General features: G+C 71.8%; 19 protein-coding genes. 8 read left to right on the forward strand and 11 right to left on the reverse strand.

Translation table 11 applies throughout. From position 1 onward, the window contains the following. Window positions 1-307 precede the first annotated feature (307 nt). The 6 genes from F7R91_RS29265 to F7R91_RS29290 all read right to left on the reverse strand — a co-directional run bounded on the left by F7R91_RS29265 (window position 308) and on the right by F7R91_RS29290 (window position 7,498). The gene (locus F7R91_RS29265; RefSeq protein WP_150953395.1) at window positions 308-1,300 is read right to left on the reverse strand and encodes an Acg family FMN-binding oxidoreductase; all 993 of its coding nucleotides are present in this window, start codon (window positions 1,298-1,300) and stop codon (window positions 308-310) included. Between the two features lie 37 nt (window positions 1,301-1,337). Continuing rightward, a complete protein-coding gene (locus tag F7R91_RS29270) occupies window positions 1,338-1,784 on the reverse strand; it encodes a hypothetical protein (protein WP_150953398.1) in 447 nt (148 codons plus the stop codon). Then, the gene (locus tag F7R91_RS29275) at window positions 1,784-4,441 is read right to left on the reverse strand and encodes a multicopper oxidase domain-containing protein (RefSeq protein ID WP_225320847.1); all 2,658 of its coding nucleotides are present in this window, start codon (window positions 4,439-4,441) and stop codon (window positions 1,784-1,786) included. Before F7R91_RS29275 ends, F7R91_RS29270 begins: the two co-directional genes overlap by 1 nt. Beyond that, window positions 4,422-5,696, reverse strand: coding sequence for a TIGR04053 family radical SAM/SPASM domain-containing protein (locus F7R91_RS29280; protein ID WP_150953401.1), 1,275 nt, complete (start codon window positions 5,694-5,696; stop codon window positions 4,422-4,424). Before F7R91_RS29280 ends, F7R91_RS29275 begins: the two co-directional genes overlap by 20 nt. Window positions 5,697-6,027: 331 nt before the next feature. Continuing rightward, window positions 6,028-6,531: a hypothetical protein gene (locus F7R91_RS29285; protein ID WP_150953404.1), complete on the reverse strand. Its 504-nt coding sequence runs from the start codon at window positions 6,529-6,531 to the stop codon at window positions 6,028-6,030. A 139-nt stretch (window positions 6,532-6,670) separates the two neighbouring features. After that, the gene (locus tag F7R91_RS29290; protein ID WP_150953407.1) at window positions 6,671-7,498 is read right to left on the reverse strand and encodes a DUF2249 domain-containing protein; all 828 of its coding nucleotides are present in this window, start codon (window positions 7,496-7,498) and stop codon (window positions 6,671-6,673) included. Window positions 7,499-7,891: 393 nt separating this feature from the next. Between F7R91_RS29290 and F7R91_RS29295 the strand changes: the two genes are divergently transcribed. The 6 genes from F7R91_RS29295 to F7R91_RS29320 are packed head-to-tail and all read left to right on the forward strand — an operon-like array spanning window position 7,892 to window position 15,701. Beyond that, entirely contained in the window at window positions 7,892-11,590 is a 3,699-nt protein-coding gene (locus F7R91_RS29295; protein ID WP_150953409.1) for a nitrate reductase subunit alpha, read from the forward strand. Between the two features lies 1 nt (window position 11,591). Then, window positions 11,592-13,118 (forward strand): nitrate reductase subunit beta, encoded by a 1,527-nt coding sequence (narH, locus tag F7R91_RS29300; protein ID WP_191971681.1) that lies wholly within the window; start codon window positions 11,592-11,594, stop codon window positions 13,116-13,118. 1 nt (window position 13,119) lies between these two features. After that, the gene (narJ, locus tag F7R91_RS29305; protein WP_225320848.1) at window positions 13,120-13,941 is read left to right on the forward strand and encodes a nitrate reductase molybdenum cofactor assembly chaperone; all 822 of its coding nucleotides are present in this window, start codon (window positions 13,120-13,122) and stop codon (window positions 13,939-13,941) included. Beyond that, a complete protein-coding gene (gene narI / locus F7R91_RS29310; protein WP_150953416.1) occupies window positions 13,938-14,720 on the forward strand; it encodes a respiratory nitrate reductase subunit gamma in 783 nt (260 codons plus the stop codon). Before narJ ends, narI begins: the two co-directional genes overlap by 4 nt. Continuing rightward, window positions 14,717-15,352, forward strand: a complete 636-nt coding sequence (locus tag F7R91_RS29315; protein ID WP_225320849.1) for a vitamin K epoxide reductase family protein — start codon at window positions 14,717-14,719, stop codon at window positions 15,350-15,352. The genes narI and F7R91_RS29315 overlap by 4 nt, the downstream gene beginning before the upstream one ends. A gap of 49 nt (window positions 15,353-15,401) precedes the next feature. Next, window positions 15,402-15,701, forward strand: coding sequence for a DUF6457 domain-containing protein (locus F7R91_RS29320; protein ID WP_191971682.1), 300 nt, complete (start codon window positions 15,402-15,404; stop codon window positions 15,699-15,701). 4 nt (window positions 15,702-15,705) lie between these two features. Here the strand turns inward: F7R91_RS29320 and F7R91_RS29325 are convergent, their stop codons facing one another. The 5 genes from F7R91_RS29325 to F7R91_RS29345 all read right to left on the reverse strand — a co-directional run bounded on the left by F7R91_RS29325 (window position 15,706) and on the right by F7R91_RS29345 (window position 20,481). Further along, complete coding sequence (locus F7R91_RS29325; protein ID WP_150953419.1) at window positions 15,706-17,001, reverse strand: methyltransferase domain-containing protein; 1,296 nt, start codon at window positions 16,999-17,001, stop codon at window positions 15,706-15,708. Beyond that, window positions 16,998-17,480: a molybdopterin-dependent oxidoreductase gene (locus F7R91_RS29330; RefSeq protein ID WP_150953422.1), complete on the reverse strand. Its 483-nt coding sequence runs from the start codon at window positions 17,478-17,480 to the stop codon at window positions 16,998-17,000. The genes F7R91_RS29325 and F7R91_RS29330 overlap by 4 nt, the downstream gene beginning before the upstream one ends. A 160-nt stretch (window positions 17,481-17,640) precedes the next feature. After that, window positions 17,641-18,222, reverse strand: a complete 582-nt coding sequence (locus F7R91_RS29335) for a NifU family protein (protein WP_150953427.1) — start codon at window positions 18,220-18,222, stop codon at window positions 17,641-17,643. A gap of 7 nt (window positions 18,223-18,229) precedes the next feature. Beyond that, window positions 18,230-20,179 (reverse strand): ferrous iron transporter B, encoded by a 1,950-nt coding sequence (feoB, locus tag F7R91_RS29340; RefSeq protein ID WP_150953430.1) that lies wholly within the window; start codon window positions 20,177-20,179, stop codon window positions 18,230-18,232. Further along, complete coding sequence (locus F7R91_RS29345) at window positions 20,176-20,481, reverse strand: FeoA family protein (protein WP_225320850.1); 306 nt, start codon at window positions 20,479-20,481, stop codon at window positions 20,176-20,178. The genes feoB and F7R91_RS29345 overlap by 4 nt, the downstream gene beginning before the upstream one ends. A 673-nt stretch (window positions 20,482-21,154) precedes the next feature. Here F7R91_RS29345 and epsC point away from each other — a divergent pair. Both epsC and cysK read left to right on the forward strand, forming a co-directional pair. Further along, window positions 21,155-21,742 carry a serine O-acetyltransferase EpsC gene (epsC, locus tag F7R91_RS29350; RefSeq protein WP_150953432.1) on the forward strand — a complete coding sequence of 196 codons (588 nt, stop codon included), beginning with the start codon at window positions 21,155-21,157 and terminating at the stop codon, window positions 21,740-21,742. Beyond that, window positions 21,739-22,665 carry a cysteine synthase A gene (cysK, locus tag F7R91_RS29355; protein WP_150953435.1) on the forward strand — a complete coding sequence of 309 codons (927 nt, stop codon included), beginning with the start codon at window positions 21,739-21,741 and terminating at the stop codon, window positions 22,663-22,665. The genes epsC and cysK overlap by 4 nt, the downstream gene beginning before the upstream one ends. Window positions 22,666-22,721: the final 56 nt, after the last annotated feature.

The following is a 22,721-nucleotide window of genomic DNA, read 5'->3' on the forward strand; positions in this document are numbered from 1 at the left end:
AACTCTTTACCGATGCCATGCACGACGACAACCCGCGCCACCTTGGCCCCCCATGCTGATTGACCCGGGACCCGACCTTAGAGCAACGTGCCCGCCCTGAACGGCCAAAGGCCAATTCGGTTGGGGTGCGGCTCGTTTCGAGTGAGGTCGCCGATCAGGAGCTCATCGCCCTCGTCAACGATCACCGTCGTCACAGGCTCCTGAGCACGCCCTCGGCGACCAAGCGCCCACCCGTGCGACCCCGTGACTCCCTTTTCGGCTGCGCCTGCGCAGCGACAGTTGCGCAGTACCGGCGCCGGCTGTCTTCTCACGTCCCGGGCTGCGTAGCCGTACGACCCCTCGCGCGCGGCGTAGGCGTGCCGTCCGGGCCGTAGCCGAAGCGGATCAGCATCTGCGGGTGGCAGCGTTTGTGACGGGGAAGGGCCGTTGCGGCCCGTAGGTCGGGCCACTCCATGGCCTGGTGAAGGAGTGAGGTGCGCAGGCCGCGGGCGGTCGCCGTGAGCAGGACGTACTGGAGGGCCTGGCCCGCGCGCAGCCAGTCGTCACGGCGGTCGTGGGAGGTCCACAGCATGGCCATCTGGACGTGTCGTTCGAACCATACGGCGGGGCGGCGGCCGGCGGGCGGGAGGCCGGTGAAGTCGCGCATCGGCATGCGTCCGGCCGCGTCGGGCGGGCCGAGGGCGGTGACGGGGATGCCGTAGGAGGAGTCCGCTCCGGGGGCGTGGACCCAGTTGCGGGTCTCGGCGGTGCGGGCGGTGTGGGCGTGGTTGCGTGCCTCGGCGGCGGCGGTCAGGCGGAGCAGACGTCGTGTTCCGGCGTGGTCCGGGATGTAGAGGCGTGCTCCCGCGGCGTGTGCGGCCGCCGTCATTTCCGCCACGATGGGCTCGGGCACGGGACGGCCGGTGAATGGTTTGCGGCTGGTGTGCCGTTGTGCGATGGCGTCGTAGAGGCCGGGGGCCTGGTCCTGGTCGTCGGCGCCCAGGTGTTCGGTGAGTCGTACGGTGGCGAGGAGTCCGGGCCGGGTCAGGTCCGGCAGTAGCCGCGCTTCCGGCCTGAGGCCCAGGTGTACGGCGGCGAGGCGGAGGTTGAAGACCGCGGCGCCCACGGACAGGTACTGGGCGCGGTGTGTCGGGTCGGTCTGCGGCAGGGTTCGTTCCGGTACCGAGTGGACCTCCAGGACCTGGCTGTCGCGGTCCAGATGGAAGCGCCAGGGTTGTGTGTTGTGGATCGACGGGGCCGCCCCGGCCGCCGTCAGCAGCGACTCCACGGTGTCGGGTTGCAGGGCCTGGATACTGCGCATGGTGCCTCCTGTTTCCTTGGGGCGGCAGGGTGGCGGCTCATGAGGCGGGCAGGGCGGTGGCGAGCAGGACGACGCCGAGCGAGCCGACGAGGGAGACGACCGCGAGGGCGCGGGCCAGGTCGGCGCGGCCCTTGGCGTGGGCGATTCCGTGGCCGGCCGCGGCGAGCATCACCACCACGAACAGGGCGAGTTTGGTGGCCAGGGTGCGGCCGTAGCCGGGTTCGGCGAGCGAGGCCCAGGTGACGCCCCGGTGCCAGGCGAGGGCCAGGCCGGTGGTCAGCTGGGCCGGCAGGAACACCACGCCGGTCAGGATCCCGAACCGGCGGCCCGCGGCGGCGGTGAAGCGGTCCTTGGCCTCGGGTGCCAGCAGATGGCGTGCCAGCGGCAGGACCACCAGGGACAGGGCGAGTTGGCCGCCGACCCACAGGGCGGCGCCGGCCACGTGCACGAAGCGCACCAGGGACCACAGGCCGACGGTGTCCATCAGTCGCTCACCTCGACGGTGCCGTGGGCGCCGGCCTGGGCATGGCGCATGTCGTGGTCGACGAAGGAGTAGTGGCCGGCCTCGGGGAACGTCGTCTCCACGAAGCCGCCCTGCGCCGCGGACAGGTCCAACACCTGTGCGCCGCCCGGCTGGTCGGGCTTGAGCAGGTAGGCGCCTTCCTTGTACGCGGTGTCGAAGACGGTGCCGACGATGTGGAAGGCGATGCCGTCGGAGGGGCCGGCGGCGACGACCCAGAAGCGGGCCCGCTCACCGGTCTTCGTCTTCAGGGGCCGCTTGGCGTACTGGGAGGCGATGCCGTTGAACACCCAGGCGTCCGGGGTTCCGTTGTTCATCTTCGCCACCTGGGCGGTGCTGCCCGGTGTGCCGAGGTAGAGCGAGGAGGAGACCAGTACGTATTCGTGGTCGACCTTCTTCAGGCCGGGCGGGTCGATGACGACGGCGCCGTACATGCCGTTGCCCATGTGCTGGAGCATCGGTGCGGTGCTGCAGTGGTACAGCCATGCTCCGGCCCGCTCGGCGCGGAACCGGTAGACCAGGCGCTCGCCGGGCTGGATGGTGCGCATGGGGCGGTCGGGGGCGAGGGAGCCGGCGTGGAAGTCGATGCCGTGGCCCATACCCTGGTCGTCGTTGACGAGGGTGATCTCGAAGACGTCCCCGATCTTGCCGTGCAGGGTGGGGCCCGGCGCGCTGCCGCCGAAGGTCCACATCGTCTGTTTCACTCCGGGGGCCACCTCGACGGTGGTGTGCGCAGCGCGCAGTTCGACCTTGTGCAGCGTTGCGCCGGGTGCGGGGGTCAGGTCGGCATCGCGTGGCTTCCAGCCGGCGGAGAAGTCGGCGGACAGGTCCAGGCCGCCGCTGGTGGTGGTGGAGTGGCCGTCGTGTCCGCTCGCGTGGCCGGTGTGGCCCGAGGCGCTGGTGTCGCCGGACGAACCGGTGCCGCCGGTGACGACGATGTCCATGCTCATCCCGGCCGCCCGGTGGCCCGGCAGGGTGCACCACGCCTCGCGGCTCTCGGTGACCTGCCCGAGATCGAGGGTGCGGGATTCGCCCTTGGCGAGCATCGGTGTGGCGGGACCGTCCTCGACCTTGAGGTCGTGGCGCTGGGAGTCGGTGTTGGTGACCTTCAGCCGCAGCGTGGTGCCCGCGGCGACCTCGATCCGGCCCGGGCGGATGCGCATGTCGGCCAGGGTGACGGCGACCGTGCGGGTAGTGCCTGCACCGGGGCCTCCGGTGCCACTGGCGCTCGTCCCGCCGCCCGTGCCGCCGCCGCTGTTGGCCACGAGCACGGCCAGCACGGTCACGACGGCACCCGCGGCGGTACCCCAGACGACGGGACGCCGCGAGACACCGGCCTTGTCACCGCCGTGGCGAACACCCTGGAAAAGGCCCCGTCCGCTGCGGATCATCACGCGTGCGGCCAGAGCGAGGAACGCGGCCCCGGCGACGCCGGCCAGCACCGTGCCGGCCGTGCCGGCGGGGTCGGGAAGCGGCAGCGCCAGCAGGGCGACACCCAGGTTGAGCACGACCAGCCGAGGCACCCAGCCCCGCTCCAACACCGCCCGCAGCGACGCCCGTTCCTTGGGACCGCTGGCGAGCACGATGGGCAGCAGATAGGTGAGGGCCCCGATGAGCACCTGTGCGACGAGGCCGACGAGCAGGACCGGGACCAGGGCCCCGAAGTCGTCCCGCGCCTCGGCGAGCGGCTGTACGGACAGCAGCACCAGGTCCACGACGACACCGACGAGCAGCCAACCCATGGCCGCGCCCAGCAGCCATGCGGCGGCGGCCGAGACCGCGGGCCGCCGACGCGGCGTACGGGCGAACAGATAGGCCGTGGCCACGACGCCGGCCGCGTAAAGGGCGACGCCGGGTACGGCGACGGCGCGCAGGCCGGCCGACAGTCCGGCGACGGCGGTCAGCAGGCCGCCCCCGGTCAGTGCCAGCACCCAGCGCGCCAGCCGGGTGGTGTGCTCGGCCATGCGTACGCCCAGGACGGTGGGCCACAGCATGAACAGCGTGCCCAGCACGGGCAGTCCGATCCAGCCGAGCAGGGTGATGTGCACATGGGCCAGCTTCAGACCGCTGTATTGGTGCGGTCCGGCCTTGCCGGTGGCCAGCAGCCAGCCCAGCACGGCGCCGAGGACGAGTGCCGCCGCGGCGGCGCGGTAGTAGTCGGCGATCGGCGCAAGCCGCCCGCCCAGCGCCCCGCGGCCCATGCGGATGAGCACGACGAGATGCGCGGTCATGGCGGTGATCAGCAGCGCGCACCCGACGCCGGTCAGGACGGGCAGGTCGGACCATACGCCGGTGAGGACGCCGACGACTCCGAGGTTGACGCCGGCCAGGCGGGCGTTGCTCCACCGCCGGTCGGGCAGGCGGGCGTGGAGCATGGCGACGGCGAAGTGCTCGCTCCATACGACGATGGCGGTGGTGGCGGCGCCGAGCAGGAACAGGTGGATGGCCAGCCAGCGGACCACGGGCAGGTCCTGCTGGGCGGTCGCCGCCAGCAGCGCGAGCACCGCCCAGGCCGCGACCAGGGCATGGGCGGCCAGATGCCGGCTGCGGAGTCCGGACGCCTTGAACCTGCTGGGCGGACGGCCACCGCCCGCGGCCGAGTCATCGTTCTTGCTGTACACGCTGCTCCTTGCCGCCCTCGGCGGCGCTCGGACGGGGACGAACGGGTGTGTCCGCGCTGTCGCCGCCGGGCAGCAGCACGGCCAGTTCCCGCTGGTAGGGGAAGGATCCGGGCTGGTAACCGCACCACGGCTCCTCGGCGTAGGGGTCGCCGGTGACGCCGTACGCACGGGACCGCGAGCCGCCGCAGACCCGGCGGAACTCGCACGCCCCGCACCGGCCGCCCAGCCGGTCGGCGTCGCGCAGACCGGTGAACAGTTCGGAGGTGCGGTAGATCTCGGTCAGCGGTGTCTTGCGGACGCTGCCGGCGCCCAGCGGCAGAAAGCCGCTCGGATGCACGGTGCCGGTGTGCGAGATGAAGACGAAGCCGCGGCCCGCGTTGACGTCCAGCGGCGGGCGCCGTACCCGGCGGGCTGCGGCGTCCAGGCCCAACTCGGCGGCCCGCTCGCGCAGTTCCTTGTACAGCGGGCCGAGCCCCAGTACGACAACGGGGTCGTCGCCCGTGTCGGCGAGGATCCGGCGCTGCAGGGCGACGCGGCGGAAGTGGTGGGCCTCGGTGGTCTTGGCGGGCACGGTCAGGCCCACGTCGTAGACGAAGTTGAGGACGTCCTCCACCTCGTCCGGGGTCAGTGCGCCCAGGCTCTTGCCGCGGCCGGTCGGCACCAGGAAGAAGGCGCTCCACAGCATCGCGCCGTGCTCCGCGACCAGGCGGACGATGTCCGGCAGGTCGTGCAGGTTGTGCCGGGCGACCGTGGTGTTGATCTGCACCTTCATGCCGAGGGCGCGGGCGGCGTCCCAGGCGTCCAGGGTCCAGCGGAACACGCCGGGTACGCCGCGGAAGCCGTCGTGGAGTTCGGCGGTGGACCCGTCGAGGCTGAGCGAGAGGCCGACCGTGCCGGCCGCGTGCAGCTCCCGCAGCCGCTCCTCGGTGAGCGTGGGTGTGCCTGAGGGGGAGACGGCGACCCGGACCCCGACCTCCTGGCCATAGGCGACGAGGTCCGTCAGGTCGGGACGCTGGAACGGGTCTCCGCCGGTGATCACGAACAGCGGGGCGGGCTGCCCGAAGGCGGCCACCTGGCGCAGCAGGTCCTTGGCCGCACCGGTGTCCAGCTCCCGCGGGTCGCGGCCCGGCACGGCCTCGGCCCGGCAGTGCAGGCAGGCCAGCGGGCAGGCGCGGGTGGACTCCCAGATGACGATGAACGGTCGCTCGCCGGCGTCGTGCCGCTGGCGGCGGATGGCGCGGGAGGGGGCGCTCATCGCGCGGTCCTTCCCAGCGCCCCGCCGCTGTGTCCGGCCGCCCTCGAATCAGGGCAGACAGGGCGGGCGACCGGACGGTGACCGGCCCGGACCGTGCGCGGCACCCACCGTGAGCGGCAGCGGTGGTATCGGCCTCGGATGCGGTCGATGTGGTCGTACACGGGATACCTCCGGATCGGTCGCCGTCAGCATCCACCGGCGGCGGTGCTCGGCGCGGCGGCCGATGGTCTTCTCGGACAGGGCCGACGGTCCCTCTTCGCGCGTGGTGCGGCAGGGCCGGTCGGCCGCAGAGGCCGCAGAGGCCGCGGGAGCCGCGGGAGCTGCAGGAAGGTCAGGTGCGGTTCGAGGAGCGGGCGGAAAGGGCGTCGGCGGTGGCGACCATCGCGGCTCCGAGACCGGTGAGCGCGACGCCCAGGCCGGAGACCAGGGTGGTGAGGTGCCAGGCCTGGTAGGCGGACATCAGCGAGGCGCGCAGGCTCTGGGCCATGAACGCGGTCTGCCGCATCTTGGCGAGCTTCTCGTCGTCGCCTCCGGCGGCGTGCAGCTCCGCGGTGATCTCGGCGTAGGCCCGGCCGCCGGTGGCCTTGGCGAGATTGCCCTTGATGAACTGGGCGTAGGCGTGTGCCTCGGGGCCGGTTTCCACCCGGCGGCCGGTGTAGGCGGCGAGTTCGTCGGGCAGCCCGTGATCCGGGAAGGTGATCTTCTGGGCGGCCAGCTCGGTACGGATCTCGTTCCTGCCGCTGCGGCCGCGCAGCAGCATGACCGGTCCGGCGACTACCAGGGCTGTACCGACTGTCCCGAGCAGGGTGCCGGCCCGACGGTGCGATCCGTCCATGACGTGTCTGTCCTTCTTTCTGTTTGAGCTTGCTGCTCGAGAGCTTTGCTGTCGAGAGCTGTCCTGCCTGGGGGTGCGGCGGTGCGCGTACGCGGGCTCGAAGCACCGTTCGCGCGCCGCCGCGGGTGGGCGGTTTCGGTCAGCGGTGGCTGAACCGCAGCCGCCAGGCCTCGGGGCCGCGTTCCAGGTACTGCACCCCGAACACCCCCGGGCGCCGCTGCTCGATCTGCGCGAGCAGCGGCAGCGGGTCGTGATGGGCGATCAGCACCAATGCCGTGCCCTCGGGGATGGCGTCGAGGGCGCCGAAGACCGTGGCGTGACGAATGGCGTGCGGAACCTCCCTGACGTCCAGCTCGGGGTCGTCCTCGTCCTGCGCACCGCAGCCGCACACTCCGCCGCAGCCACCGGTCTCCTCGAACTCTTCCTCCATGTCGTGCCTTTCCTCGTTGTCCTGATCTTCTTGGGCGTCCTGGGCGGACGTAGTGGTCGCGAGCCGCTGGTGCATGACCGCGAGCAGCTCCGTCAGGGAGACCTCGGGGCTCATGGCGAGCAGCGGCAGCACGAGGCCGTTCTCCTTGGCCAGGTGCTCCTCGAAGAGCACCTGCAGGGCCCTGGCGTCGGCCGCGGCGTCCGCCGGGGCGGGCGCGGCGCGCAGGGCGTCGACGAGCGCGGTGAGACAGCGGTGCTCACCGATGAGGCCCTCGATGAGCAGACGGGCCTCGGGCATACGGTGCGCGGCGGGGTAGAGCGCGGCTTCCTCGGCCGCGGCGTGCGGCAGCAGCGCGCTGCCGCAGAAGGCCACGAGACCGGCGTGGATCTTCTCGGCGGCGCTCGGATCCCGGTCCACCGCGGTGAGCAGCATCGTCACCCGTCCGGCCAGTTCCCCGGCCAGTCGGGCGTGATGTGCCTCGGCCAGTTCGAGGGCCGCGGCGTCCTGAGGGTCCGAGGCGAGGGTGAGCACGCTCATGACGGTCTCTCCAGCGGGTGTGGCCGGCTCGGCCGGCCGGTACGGGCGGGGGCGGCATTCCGGGTGCCGACTCCGGGCGGATGCCGCGTCCGGCCGCGGGCGGGCGGCCGGACGCACGACCGAACCGGGCGACACGCGCGTTCACGCTGTGCCCGCGGCGGCCGGACGGGGGAATGGCCACCCGGGCGCGGATGCTGCCGTCGACAGATGGGCATCTGCGGTTCGATCCCTGCCAGCATGCAACGCCCGGCACCCTCGGTTCCTCGGCCGACCGGGCCCGGCACCGGGACCATTGGTCCCTATTGCGACCAGCCATATTGGGCCGGTAGGCCAACGGGCAGGGGACCGCCAGCCCCAGGTGGACGACACCCTGTGCCACCTAGGTTTCCGGCCATGGAGAACGATCAGAACGCACGGCAGCGGGACTCGCGAGCCGGTGAGGGCTGGCCCCTGGCGGCCCGCAGGCTGCTGACGCGCAGCGAGGTGTCGGCCGACGGTCGCGCGGTGTTCGGCGCGGCCGAAGGCAAGTGGGAGGGCTTCTACCGGGACCGCTGGGCCCACGACAAGGTGGTGCGCTCCACGCACGGTGTGAACTGCACCGGGTCCTGCTCGTGGATGGTGTACGTCAAGGACGGCATCATCACCTGGGAGCACCAGGCCACCGACTACCCGTCGATCGGCACCGACTGCCCCGAGTACGAGCCGCGCGGCTGCCCCCGTGGAGCCTCGTTCTCCTGGTACACCTACTCCCCCAGCCGCGTCCGCTACCCCTATGTACGGGGCGCGCTGCTGAAGCTGTGGCGTGAGGCGCGGCGGCGCCTCGGCGATCCGGTGGCGGCCTGGGCCGAGATCACCGGCGATCCGGCGAAGGCGCGGGCGTACAAGCGGGCCCGCGGCAAGGGCGGCCTGGTGCGCGCCGACTGGGACGAGGTCAGCGAGCTGATCGCCGCCGCCCAGGTGCACACCGTCAAGACGTACGGCCCCGACCGGGTCGCCGGTTTCTCGCCCATCCCGGCGATGTCGATCGCGTCGTTCGCGGCCGGTGCCCGGTTCCACTCGCTGATCGGCGGCACCCTGCTGTCGTTCTACGACTGGTACGCGGACCTGCCGATCGCCTCGCCGCAGGTCTTCGGCGACCAGACCGACGTGCCCGAGGCCGCGGACTGGTGGAACACGGGCTATCTGATCATGTGGGGCTCCAACATCCCCGTGACCCGCACGCCCGACGCGCACTTCCTGACCGAGACCCGCTACAACGGCACCAAGATCGTCGCGGTCAGCCCCGACTACGCCGACAACGTCAAGCACGCCGACGAGTGGCTCGCCGCGCACCCCGGCACGGACGGCGCGCTGGCGATGGCGATGGGCCATGTGATCCTGCGCGAGTTCCTCGTCGACCGCGAGGTGCCGTACTTCCATGACTACCTGCGCAAGTTCACCGACGCCCCGTTCCTGGTGACCCTGCGCGAGCACGACCGCGGTCTCGTCCCGGACGGGTTCCTGACCGCCGCCGACCTCGGACACGACACGGAGAACGCCGAGTCCAAGACCGTCCTGATCGACTCGGCCACCGGCGAGGCGGTCGTGCCGAACGGCTCGCTCGGCTTCCGCTGGGCCAAGGAGAACCCGGGCCACTGGAATCTCGACCTGGGCGACACCGTCCCCGAGCTGAGCCTGCTGGAGCGGGCCGAGCAGACGGCCGAGATCGCGCTTCCCCGCTTCGACGAGGGCACGACGGAGGGCGGCACGGTCCTGGTGCGCGGGGTGCCCGTGCGCCGGATCGGCGGCCGCCTCGTCACCACCGTCTTCGACCTGATGCTCGCCCAGTACGGGGTCAAGCGTCCCGGTCTCCCGGGCAGCTGGCCGACGTCGTACGAGGACGCGTCCGAGCCCTACACCCCGGCCTGGCAGGAGACGATCACCTCCGTGCCGGCCGAGCAGGCGGCCCGGATCGCCCGCGAGTTCGCCCGCAACGCCGAACGCACCAACGGCCGGTCCATGATCGCGCTGGGCGCCGGCACCAACCACTGGTTCCACTCCGACACCATCTACCGCGCCTTCCTGGCGCTGATCACCATGACCGGCTGCCAGGGCGTCAACGGCGGCGGCTGGGCCCACTACGTCGGCCAGGAGAAGGTCCGCCCGGTCACCGGGCAGCAGCACCTGTCGTTCGCCTTCGACTGGCAGCGCCCCACCCGGCACATGGCGGGCACCTCCTACTGGTACCTGAACTCCGACCAGTGGCGCTACGAGGCGTTCGGGCCCGACGAACTGGCCTCCCCGCTCGGGGAAGGGCGCTTCCAGGGCAAGGGATTCGCCGACTGTCTGGCGCAGGCCGTACGCCTGGGCTGGACGCCCGGTCACCCCGGCTTCAACCGCAACCCGCTCGACCTCACCGACGAGGCGGCGGCCCGCGGCAAGCAGGTGTCCGAGCACATCGTCGACGAGCTGAAGTCCGGGCGGCTCCGGTTCGCCGCCGAGGACCCCGACGACCCGGCCAACTTCCCTCGCGTGCTGACCGTGTGGCGGGCCAACCTGCTCGGCTCCTCCGGCAAGGGCAACGAGTACTTCCTGCGCCATCTGCTGGGCACGGATGCGGCCGTCCGCTCCGAGGAGACCCCGCCCGAGGGCCGTCCCAAGGACGTGGTGTGGCGGGAGGAGGCGCCCGAGGGCAAGCTCGACCTGATGGTCTCGATCGACTTCCGGATGACCTCGACCGGCCTGCTCGCCGATGTCGTCCTCCCCGCCGCCACCTGGTACGAGAAGGACGATCTGTCCAGCACGGACATGCACCCCTTCGTGCACGCCTTCACCCCGGCCATCGCCCCGCCCTGGCAGGCCCGCACCGACTACGACGCCTTCCTGACCATCGCCGACCGGTTCAGTGAGCTGGCCGCCGAGCACCTCGGCACCCGCACCGACGTCCTCGCGGTGCCGCTGCTGCACGACACACCGGACGAACTCGCCCAGCCGGGCGGAGTGGTACGGGACTGGAAGACCGGCGAGTGCGAACCGGTTCCCGGCAAGACCATGCCGAAGCTGGCCGTCATCGAGCGCGACTACGCCGTCATCGGGCAGAAGATGCGCGCCGTCGGCCCGCTGCTGGACACCCTGGGCACCACCACCAAGGGCGTCACCGTCCACCCGAACCAGGAGCTGGACGACCTCCGCCGCCGCAACGGCACGGTCCGGGACGGCATCGCCGCCGGCCGGCCCTCGCTCGCCACCGCGAGCCACATGTGTGAGGCAGTCCTCGCCCTGTCCGGCACCACCAACGGACGCCTGGCCACCGAGGGCTTCCGGGAGCTGGAGCGGCAGACCGGCAGCGAGGGTCTCGTCGAACTCGCCGCCGAGCGCGAGGCCGACCGGATCACCTTCGCCGACACCCGCGCCCAGCCCCGCTCGGTGATGACGTCGTACGAATGGTCCGGCTCGGAGACCGGCGGGCGCCGCTACTCACCGTTCGTCATCAACACCGAGCACAAGAAGCCCTGGCACACCCTCACCGGCCGCCAGCACTTCTTCGTCCAGCACGACTGGATGACCGAGCTCGGCGAGCAACTGCCGGTCTACCGGCCGCCGTTGAACTCGCCCCGGCACTACGGCGACGAGCACCTCAACGAGAGCGGCCGGGCCGAGGTGACGGTCCGCTATCTCACCCCGCACTCCAAGTGGTCCATCCACTCGAACTACCAGGACAACAAGTACATGCTCGATCTGTCCCGCGGCGGACCCACGATCTGGATGTCGACCACCGACGCCGACAAGATCGGGGTGAAGGACAACGAGTGGATCGAGGCGTACAACCGCAACGGCGTCGTCGCCGCCCGCGCCGTGGTCACCCACCGCATGCCCGAGGGCACGGTGTACATGTACCACGCCCAGGACCGCAACGTGAACGTGCCGAAGACCGAGGTCACCGGGAAGCGCGGCGGCATCCACAACTCCCTGACCAGGCTGCTGCTCAAGCCCACCCATCTCGCGGGCGGTTACGCACAGTTCACCTACGCCTTCAACTACTACGGCCCGACCGGAAACCAGCGCGACGAGGTCACCGTCATCCGCCGTCGCTCGCAGGATGTGGAGTACTGACATGCGCGTCATGGCCCAAGTGGCGATGGTGATGAACCTCGACAAGTGCATCGGCTGCCACACCTGCTCGGTCACCTGCAAGCAGACGTGGACCAACCGCACCGGTGTCGAGTACGCCTGGTTCAACAACGTCGAGACCAAGCCCGGCGTCGGCTACCCGCGCCGCTACGAGGACCAGGAGCACTGGAAGGGCGGCTGGATGCTCGACAAGCGCGGCCGCCTGGTCCTGCGCTCGGGCGGACGCGTCAAGCGCCTGCTGTCGCTGTTCTCCAACCCCGACCTGCCGTCCATCGAGGACTACTACGAGCCGGTCACCTACGACTACGACAACCTCGTCAACGCCCCGGCCGGCAAGGACATCCCCGTCGCCCGCCCGCGCTCCGTGCTCACCGGCAAGCCCACCGCCATCACGTGGGGTGCCAACTGGGAGGACGGCCTGGGCGGCGCGCCCGAGCATGCCGGCGGCGACCCCAACCTCACCGGTGAATGGGCCGAGAAGGTCAAGTTCGAGTTCGAGCAGACCTTCCTGTTCCACCTGCCCCGCCTGTGCGAGCACTGCCTCAACCCGGCCTGTGTCTCCGCCTGCCCGTCGGGCGCGATGTACAAGCGGGTCGAGGACGGCATCGTCCTCGTCGACCAGGACAAGTGCCGCGGCTGGCGCATGTGCGTCACGGCATGCCCGTACAAGAAGGTGTACGTCAACCACGCCACCGGCAAGGCCGAGAAGTGCACCTTCTGCTTCCCGCGCATCGAGGCCGGACAGCCCACCGTCTGCTCCGAGACCTGCGTGGGACGCCTGCGCTACCTCGGACTGGTCCTCTACGACGCCGACCGCGTCGGCGAGGCCGCGGCCACCCCGGACGAGAAGGACCTGCTGGACGCCCAGCGGAACGTCTTCCTCGACCCGTCCGACCCCGAAGTGATCGCCGCGGCACGCCGGTCCGGCATCCCCGAGGACTGGCTGGACGCCGCCCGCCGCTCCCCCGTGTACGCGCTGATCTCGACGTACAAGGTGGCGCTGCCGCTGCACCCGGAGTACCGCACCCTGCCGATGGTCTGGTACGTGCCCCCGCTGTCCCCGGTGCTGGACGCCGTGGACGCCGCGGGCGGCAACCAGGACGACCCCGACCATGTCTTCGCCGCCGTCACCCGGCTGCGCATCCCGCTGGAGTACCTGGCGGAGCTGTTCGCCGCCGGGGACTCCGAGGTGGTCGCCGGTGTGCTGATGAAGCTCACCGCGCTGCGCTCGTACATGCGCGAACGCACCCTCGGCGAGGAGGGGGACGAGGCCGTGCTCAAGGCCGTCGGCCTCACGATCCGCGAGGCGGAGGACATGCACCGGCTCCTCGCCGTCGCCAAGTACCAGGACCGGTACGTCATCCCCGCCGCCCACAAGGAGGACGCGGCCGCGCTCAGCGCCATGGAGGACCGCTGCCCGGTCGAGACGTCCGGCGACCCGACGGACGCCGCCGGCCGAAAGGTGATGCTCGGCATCCCCACCCTGCGCCGCAACACCTCCGGAGGTTGATGTGAGCCCCCTGCCCTCCCCCAGTGCCAAACGCCTGGGGGGACCCCCATCAATCCCCGCCCTCGTCCGCACCCGCGTCCGGGCGGCCGTACGCCGCCCGGCCCGGCTCACCCCCGAAGAGGCCGAGGCACGCACCCTGCTGCTGCGGATGTGCTCGCTGCTGCTTCAGTATCCGGACGCCGAACTCGCCACCGCCCGCGATGTGTTGACGTCGACCGTCAAGGCGCTGCCGTCCTCGCCCGCCGCCGGGCACCTGGCCGACTTCACGGCCTGGTTCGCCGGGCAGGAGCTGGAGGCTCTGGAGCGCCACTACGTCGAGATGTTCGACCTACGCCGCAAGAGCAGCCTCTATCTCACCTACTACCTGCACGGCGACACCCGCCGCCGCGGCATGGCCCTGCTCACCCTGAACCAGCGATACCGGGCGGCCGGCTGGGAGACCGACCACGGAGAACTGCCCGACCACCTCCCGGTCGTGCTGGAGTTCGCCGCCCTGGCCGGTCCGGGAGGCGGTGAGGCACCACTGCGCCAGCACCACCGCGGGCTGGAGCTCATCCACCGCGCCCTGACCGACGCCGACTCGCCCTACCGGCACGTCCTGGCCGCGCTGCTCACCCTGCTGCCGCCGCCCACCGAGGCGGACCGTGCGGCGGTGGACCAGCTCGTCGCCGAGGGCCCGCCGAACGAGGACGTCGGCCTCGACCCCTACGGGACGTACGGGGACGGGGAGTTCGCTCCTCCGGGCACCTTCGTGCCGCCGCCGGCCGCCCCGCCGACCCGTGTGCCCCCCGCTCCCACCAGCCGTACGGAAGGCCCCCGATGAACGCCGTACCCACCCCCTTGGCCGCCGCGTCCGCCGGCGGCGCGGACCTCCTCCTGTGGGTCGCCGTCCCCTACGTCTGTCTCGCCGTTTTCGTCGTCGGGCACATCTGGCGCTTCCGGCAGGACCAGTTCGGCTGGACCTCCCGCACCAGCCAGCTCCTCGAACACCGCTGGCTGCGCTGGGGCAGCCCGCTGTTCCACCTGGGCGCCTTCATGGTGATCGCCGGGCACGTGATGGGGCTCGCCATCCCCGACTCGTGGACCGAGGCCGCGGGCATCTCCGAGCACACGTACCACACCACGGCGGTCTGGGGCGGTTCCGTCGCCGGCGTCGCCATGGTCACCGGGCTCGGCATGCTGTGCGCCCGACGGCTGCTGACCCGGACGATCCGGCTGAGCACCAACCGCAGCGACAAGCTCCTCTTCCCGCTGCTGTCCGCCACCGTCCTGCTCGGCATCACCGCGACCGCCGCCCACAACGTGTTCGGCGCCGGCTACGACTACCGCACCACCGTCTCCGTATGGTTCCGCGGCCTGTTCGTCCTCCAGCCGCAGCCCGAGGCGATCGCCGACGCCCCGCTGCTGTTCCAGCTGCACGCCCTGACCGCCTTCCTGCTCTTCGCGGCCTGGCCGTTCACCCGGCTGGTCCATGTCTGGAGCGCCCCGATCGGCTACCTGGCCCGGCCCTATCTGGTCTACCGTCGGCGGGCCACGCCGACTGCGGCCCCGACGGCCGGCGGCAGGCCGCAGTCGGCCTCCGGCTCCCGCCGCGCCGCATGAGTCAGCAGCCCGCGCTCGCGCCGGACGCCACCACCGCCCGGCGCGAGCACACTGTGAGCGCGAGCCGCCGGACGGGCCTGGTCATGCTGGTGACCGGAGTCGTCGGCTGGCTCGCCGCCTTCCAGCTCACCGTGGACGACTGGCGGCTGCTGCGCGACCCCACCTACCAACCGCCGTGCAACATCAGCCCCGTGGTGAGTTGCGGCAGCGTCATGTCCAGCCCTCAGGGCAGCCTGTTCGGCTTCCCCAACATGCTGGTCGGGCTGGGTGCCTTCGCCGCCGTGGCCGCCCTGGGCGTCGCCGTGCTGAGCGGTGCGCGCCTGCACCGCCGGCTGTGGCTCGCGCTGGCCGCCGGGGCGCTGGCGGGCGTGGTGTTCGTGCACTGGCTGATCGTGCAGTCGCTCTACGAACTCAACAAGATCTGCCCCTACTGCGTCGTCGTCTGGGTCGTCACCATCGCCCTGTTCTGGTACCTGACCCTGCACTGCCTGGAACGGGGCATCGTCCCCGCGTCCCGGGGTGTGCTGGCGGTCCTCCGGGACACGCACTGGATGCTGCTCGCGGCCTGGTACGGGGTGATCGCACTGCTGGTCCTCACCCGGTTCTGGCCGTACTGGAGCAGTCTCCTGTAGCCGCACACGAACGCATGCCTCAGGTCGGATGGACGAAGGAAACATGGTCATGGACGACGGACTGAAGGAATGGACGGCCGCGGTGAAGGCCGAGCTGGGCATCAACCTGGAAGTCGGCCGGGCTCTGCTGCTCGCCCTCGCGGGCGATGCCGCGCATTCGGTCGCCCGGCCCGCCGCACCGCTGACGACCTTCCTGGTCGGATATGCGGTGGGACGTGCGGGCGGCGGACCCGACGCGGCGGTCGACGCGGCCTGGCGCGCGGGAGAACTCGCCGCCCGGTGGGCAGATGAGGCCGAGCACGGCTCCGCCCCAGGGGGCGAGCAGGGGTCCGGCTCAGGGAGCGCCTGACCCTTCAGCCCGTACGGCGTACCGCCCGCGCCAGGAAGTGGTGTGCCGCGTCCTCGTAGCAGGTGAGATCCCAGCACGTGGTGTGCAGGGCCGGTCGCAGATTCTCCTCGGCGAGCAGGTCGGCGGGGTCGAGGGAACGGCCGTGGCGGGCGGCGCGTTCGGCCCGGCCGGAGGGGTGGAAGAGCAGCAGCACACCGCCGGGGGCGGTCACCCGGGCCCATTCGCGCAGGGCGGCCGTGGGGTCGGGGACGTGGTCGATCAGGCCCGCGCTGAAGACTCCGTCCAACAACCCTGTCCGCAGCGGGAGTCGGCAGGCGTCCGCCAGCAACAGCCCGGTGCGTCCCTCCCGCGCGGCGGCGGTGAGCATCGCCGGGGTGAGGTCCGCGCCGAGCACCACACCCTCGGTGCCGACCTGGGCGCGAAGTGCGGGCAGGGCGCGGCCGCTGCCGCAGCCCGCATCCAGGACCCGTTGTTCCGGGCGCAGTTCCATACGGGAAACGGCCGCCGCGTATCTGGGACCGTCGGCGGCGAAGCGCTCCTCCCAGGTCGCCGCCCGGGGTGTGAAGAAGGCACGGGTCGTGGTCGTCGTCGCCCGGGACGCCACGAGGGTGGCGAAGCGCTCGAAGACGTCGTCGCGGTGCGGGGCCAGAGCCGCCAGTTCGGCGGGGGCGGATTCCTGGAGGTCCGGCGCGGCCTCGTCGGGGAAGGCGGCCGCGAAGGCGTCGACCGCCGCTTTGTCCGCCTCCAGGTGGAAGCGCAGTCCCCACGCCGAGCCGCCGATCCGGAACGCCTGGACCGGGTAGCGGTCGCAGGATGCCAGCTGGGTCGCGTCGGCCGGGAGGTCGAGGGTGTCACCGCGCCGGTGCAGCACGCGCAGGCGCTCAGGAAATCCGGCGAACAGCGGGTCGGCGGACGCAGCCGCAGTCGTCCGTACCTCTTCCCAGCCGATCTGCCGACCGTCGCCCGGACGGGCCGCACCGCCCGCGGCCACCGCCAGCAACTGAGCGCCGAGGCCTACCCCGAGCACGGGGACCTCCGCCCCCAGCGCGCCGCGCAGCAAGGCCAGTTCGGACGCGCGGGTCACAAGCACCGGGGAGTCGTCGTACGCCGCCATGGGCCCGCCCATCACCACCAGCGCCGCCAGCTCGCTCGGCGACTCCGGCACCGGATCGCCCGCCCAGATCCGGCACACCCGCACCGGAAGTCCCGCCGCCTCCAGCGCCGTACCAATGGCGTACGGGCCCTCGTGCGGAAGGTGTTGCACGATCAGGACGCCCGCACGTGGATCGCTCGACGTCACGCCCACGAGGGGTAGCCCCCGTCCACACGGATCGCGTTGATGCCGCTGATGTGCCGGCCGCCGCAGCGGTCCTGGGGCAGGACGAGCTGAGCTCCGGCGCTTTCCAGCGGGGTGTCGTCGATCGTGACCGCGAGCAGAACGGGCGCGCGGCCGAAGTCGGGGTCGATCTCCGCCCAGGACAGCAGGGCGTGATGGCCGTCCGTGCCGGAGACGGCGATCAGGAACCGCAGGCGGTCCTTGCGGCGGGCCGGGTCGAAGCCGGGGCGGGCGTCCGTGAGCACGTCGTGCAGGAGCGGGCCGGTGAAGCGGTGGCGCTGGATACCGCTGGTGGCGCACTCGAAGCTGACGTCTGCCGCGTGCTGCGGCCAGGCCCGCAGGTCGGGCACGGTCAGCCGGGCGGGACGGTTCAGATCGCCGGCGAGGACGAGTTCCGCCACCGGACGGGCGGCCGTACCGGCAGCTGCGAAGGACTGAATCACGGGTTACCACCTCCGGGACGACCGTACCCGAACCGGCACCTTACGCAAACGCATATGCCAGCCTACATGGTCACATATTCTGCTCACGCGAAGTATTAGGTCGCTTTTACCTTGCATTTGCGGCATCCATTTGTGTGCGCTCGTGGCTGCGCCGACGCCCTCACGAAGACACTCCCCGGGCGTCGTACCGCCTGCCGAACCGGCTCACCGGCCCGCCGGTGTTGCGGACCTCCCGCAGGCCGGGGTGGAGTCGGCGCAGGCGGCGTTCCAGGCGTTGGTGCAGGGTGAACCAGGAGGCGGGGCAGCCGTGGCAGGTGCCGCCGAGGCGGACCGTGACGATGCCCTCGTGCACGTCGACGAGGTCGATGCTGCCGCCGTGGGAGCGGGCGAAGTCGCCCACCTCCCCGGCGAGAACCTCTTGTGCCGCGGCGTACAGCTGTGCGTCGTCGTCGCAAGGGGCGGTGCCGGTATCCCGGATCCAGCCCTCGGGGTCGCCGAGGGCGGCGTGCAGCGCGGTGCGGACCCTGGCGCCCTCGCGGGGCCAGGTGCGGTCCGCGCCGAGACGGGTGACGACGGCCTCGCCCTCCAGGGTGATCTGCCCGAGGGTGCCGTCGGCCAGCAGGGCGGCCAGCGGTGCGGGCACCCCGGCGAGCGGACCAGCGCCGGGGAGGGTTCCGGCGGGGACGATCCAGCGCAGCCGGTCGGGCCGGCCGGGCACCTGCTGCGGGTGTACCGGGATCACGGCGGGCTCACCCGCCCAGCAGGACGGTGGCCGTGCGGGCCAAGTAGGCCATCAGCCAGGCCAGTACGGTCAGATACGTGAAGGCGGTCATCGGCCATCGCCAGGTGCCGGTCTCCCGGCGCAGGACCGCCACGGTGGCCATGCACTGCAGCGCGTAGACGAAGTAGACCAGCAGGGCGGCGATGGTGGGCGCGGTGAACACCGGCTCCCCGGCCCGCGGCCCGTCGGGGTATGTCATGGTCCGCAACGCCTGTTCGGGCTTTTCGGGGTCTTCCGCGGCGGCGACCTGCCCGAGCGTGGCGACGAAGGTCTCCCGGGCGGCCTGCGCCGACAGCACGCCGACGTTGATGCGCCAGTCGAAGCCCAGCGGGTCGAAGACCGGGGCGACCAGACGGCCCAGGTCGGCGGCGTAACTATGGTCGACCGTGTACGCGGACACCGCGACGGAGTCGGTGGTGTCGACGCCCGCCGCGCGCAGCTGCGCGTCCGAGTGCAGCGGCAGGTTCAGCAGCAGCCACAGAACGACGCTCGTGGCGACGATGACGGTCGAGCACTTGCGCAGGAAGGTACGCGCGGAGGACCCCATCGCCACCAGCACCGCGCGCGGGGCGGGCAGCCGGTAGGGCGGCATCTCCATGAAGAACGGCACCGCCTGTCCATGACGGTCGCCGAGCTTCTTGAACACCCAGGCGGCCAGCATCGCGGACACGGCACCCAGCAGATACAGGCCGAACATGACCAGGCCCTGCGCGCCGAACGGGCCCAGCTTCGCCGACGGGTCGACCAGCAGGCCGATCAGCAGCACGTACACCGGAAGTCGCGCCGAGCAGGTCATCAGGGGTGCGGCCATCATCGTGGCCAGGCGGTCCCTGGCCGAGGGCAGCGTACGGGTGGCCATGATGCCGGGGATCGCGCAGGCGAACGACGACAGCAGCGCCACGAACGCCCGGCCCTCCAGACCGAAGCGGGCCATCACCCGGTCCATCAGGAACGCCGCCCGCGCCAGATAGCCCACCCCCTCCAGCAGGGCCAGGAGCAGGAACAGCAGCACGATCTGCGGAACGAACACCAGCACGCCGCCGACACCCGCGATGAGGGCGTCCGCGAGCAGCCCGGACACCCACGGATTGCCGACATGGGCGTCCACCAGGCCCGACAGCCACGCGAACAGCGCCTCCACCCAGTCCTGCAACGGGGCGGCCACCGTGAACACGGTCTGGAAGAACACCGCCATGACCGCGAAGAACACGGCCGTCCCCCACACCGGATGCAGCAGCACCGCGTCGACGCGCTGCGTGACGCGGTGGCGCTCGGGGGGCCGGTAGCCGGCGAAGGCCAGGATCGATTCCGCCCACGCCTCCCGCTCGTCCGGGTCGGTGGGCGGGGCCACGGCCGGGGCCGGCCAGGTGCGCCAGGTGGTGAGCTGCTCGCGCAGCTGCCCGATGCCCAGGCCACGGTGGCCGACCACGGGCAGCGCCGGCACGCCGAGCGCCTGAGCGAACGCGTCGATGTCCAGGCGGCCCTGGCGACGGGCCAGTTCGTCGGTGAACGTGACCACGACACAGGCCGGCAGCCCGCGGGCCAGGACCTGGGCGACGAACCCCAGGGACCGGCGCAGCGTGGTGGCGTCCACCACGACGAGCAGTGCGTCCGGACGGTCCGCGCCCTCCTGCCGACCGTCCAGTACGTCGACGGTGATCCGCTCGTCGGGGCTGACCGGCTCCAGGCTGTAGGTGCCGGGCAGATCCTCGATCACATGCCGGTGACTGCCCGTGCGGGAGGTCCCGACGAAGCGGGACACGGTCACGCCGGGGTAGTTGCCGGTCTTGGCACGCAGGCCCGTGAGGCCGTTGAAGACGCTGGTCTTGCCCGAGTTGGGGGCGCCGACCAGGGCGATCCGTGGTGCCGCGATCAGGGTCGCGTCCGTGCCGCCGGTGTCGTGGCAGCCCGCGCTCACCGCTCCACCTCGACGATGTGCACGCACGCCGCCTGCGCCCGTCGCAGGCACACCTCGTAGTCCTTGACCCGGTAGAGGACCGGGTCGCGCAGCGGCGCCCGGCGTACGGCCTCCACCACCGCTCCGGGTGTGAAGCCGAGGTCGTGCAGCCGGCGGACCACGGCGGGTGCCGCGTCCGTGGCGACCCGTGCCACCGCGGCACGGGCACCGGGTACCAGATCGGCCAGGGAGCGCGGCGCGGCGTCCATGACGGTGGGCCCCCGGCCGCCTGCTTCCTCGTGCACCCCACCAGAGGCAGTCATCTGCGTCTCCATCACATCGCGCCAGGGGCGACACCGCCCCGCAGAACGAGCATCGTTCAGTAAGGCGAGGCTAACCTCACCCCTGTGGGAGATCGGCGGGGCATGCAGCCCTATGACCTGGGACCATCGGCCCCATCGGCCGGGACCACAGGGCCCTCAACAGACCGGCCGGCCGAGGGTCGAGGCACGAGGGTCCGGGCGAGGACGAGCACCCGTCCACGCCGCAGGGCATGCCAGAAGGCTGTCCGGCCGCCCTGAGACGGGTGGCAGACGGCCGGACAGCGACCGAACCGGCAGGACACCGCTTCCGACTGCGGCCTCTGGGTAGGAGAACGCGCAGCCTGCAGTCGGCGGCGGCGTTCCGTGGCCTCCTGCCGTTTCGGTAGGCATGAAGCGTGGCCGGACGACGACCGTCCGCGCACGGGCCGAACAGTCCCTCCGTCGAGGGCTGTTGGTCCCATGCCGAAAGCGGCGATCCGGACCGTTCGGCCCACCCATGCCGGGCGCTTCGGACGCGGCGCCGCATCGGGACCGGCCCGTAGCGTGCACCTTCACGGACGACGGCAGGTCCGCGCCCAGGCCCGTCAGAAAGGCCCTGGTGGCGCAGCAAGGCGTGCCACTCGGCCCGATCCCGCCGGCCGCGCGCCGCGACCAGCCCCACAGAAAGACGCGCATGATCTTCGAAGATCTCCGGACGGCCTGCCGCAAGGACCCCGCCCTGCACGGTGTCCACGTCGTCGACGTCCTGCTGTATCCCGGTCTGTGGGCGATCTGGGCGCACCGGATCACACACCGGCTGCACCGGCTCGGTGTGCCGTTCCTGCCCAGGCTGCTCTCCCAGCTCTCCCGCGCCGTCACCGGCATCGAGATCCACCCGGGTGCCGTCATCGGCCGACGCTGCTTCATCGACCACGGCATGGGCGTGGTCATCGGCGAGACCGCCGTCCTGGGTGACGACGTGATGCTGTACCACCGCGTCACCCTGGGCGGCACCGGCTGGTGGAACGGCACGAAGACCGCGAAACGGCACCCCACGATCGGCGACCGGGTCGTCCTCGGCGTCGGCGCCACCGTGCTCGGCCCGGTCCACATCGGCCACGACACGCTCGTCGGCGCGCACGCCCTCGTCCTGCGCGACGTCCCCGCCCACTCCTCCGTCCGCGCCGCCCACGCGGACTCCACCACCAGCCCGAACGTCACACCCAGGACACCCCACGCCGGGATCCTCACCCCCGGCCACGAACAAGAAGGACGACCATGACGGCGATACACCCCTCGATCACGTCGCTGATAGGCCGCACGCCCATGGTGGCGCTGCGCCGCTACGGAGCGGACCTGCCGGTGCGTCTGCTCGTCAAGCTGGAGGCCGCCAACCCGGGCGGAAGCGTCAAGGACCGCATCGCCCTGGCGATGATCGAGGACGCCCAGGACAGCGGAGCGCTCCTGCCGGGCACCCGGATCGTCGAACCGACCAGCGGCAACACCGGCATCGGCCTGGCCATGGTCGCCGCCGCCAAGGGCTACCCGGTCACCTTCACCATGCCCGAGAGCATGACCACCGAGCGGCGCGCCCTGCTGCGCGCCTACGGCGCCGAACTGGTCCTGACGCCGGCCGCGGAGGGCATGACCGGCGCCGTCGCCCGGGCGACCGAACTGGCCGAGGAGAACGGCTGGTTCATGCCGCAGCAGTTCCGCAACCCGGCCAATCCCGACGCCCATCGCCGGACCACCGCCCAGGAGATCTGGCAGGACACGGCGGGCCAGATCGACATCCTGGTGGCCGGCGTCGGCACCGGCGGCACCATCACCGGAGTCGGTCAGGTCCTCAAGGAGAAGAAGCCCGACATCACCGTCGTCGCCGTGGAACCGGCGGAGTCGGCCGTGCTGTCCGGCGGCTCCCCCGGCCCGCACCGCATCCAGGGCCTCGGCGCCGGCTTCGTCCCCGAAGTCCTCGACACCGACGTCTACGACGAGATCCAGCGCGTCTCCGCGTCCCAGGCCCGTGCCGCGTCGCGTCTCCTGGCCCGCACCGAGGGCATCCTCGTCGGAGTCTCCGGCGGTGCCGCCCTCCATGCGGCCACCACCCTCGCCCGCCATCCGCAGCACGAGGGCGCCCTGATCGTCGTGGTCCTGCCCGACACCGGGGAGCGCTACCTCAGCACGGACCTGTTCCAGGACGAGTAGGGAGGCAGCGGAGTCTGCTGTGGCCGGTCCACTGGGCCCTGGAGTCGGGACGTTCG

It is taken from the genome of Streptomyces luteolifulvus (assembly GCF_008806595.1).
Lineage (GTDB): Bacteria > Actinomycetota > Actinomycetes > Streptomycetales > Streptomycetaceae > Streptomyces > Streptomyces luteolifulvus.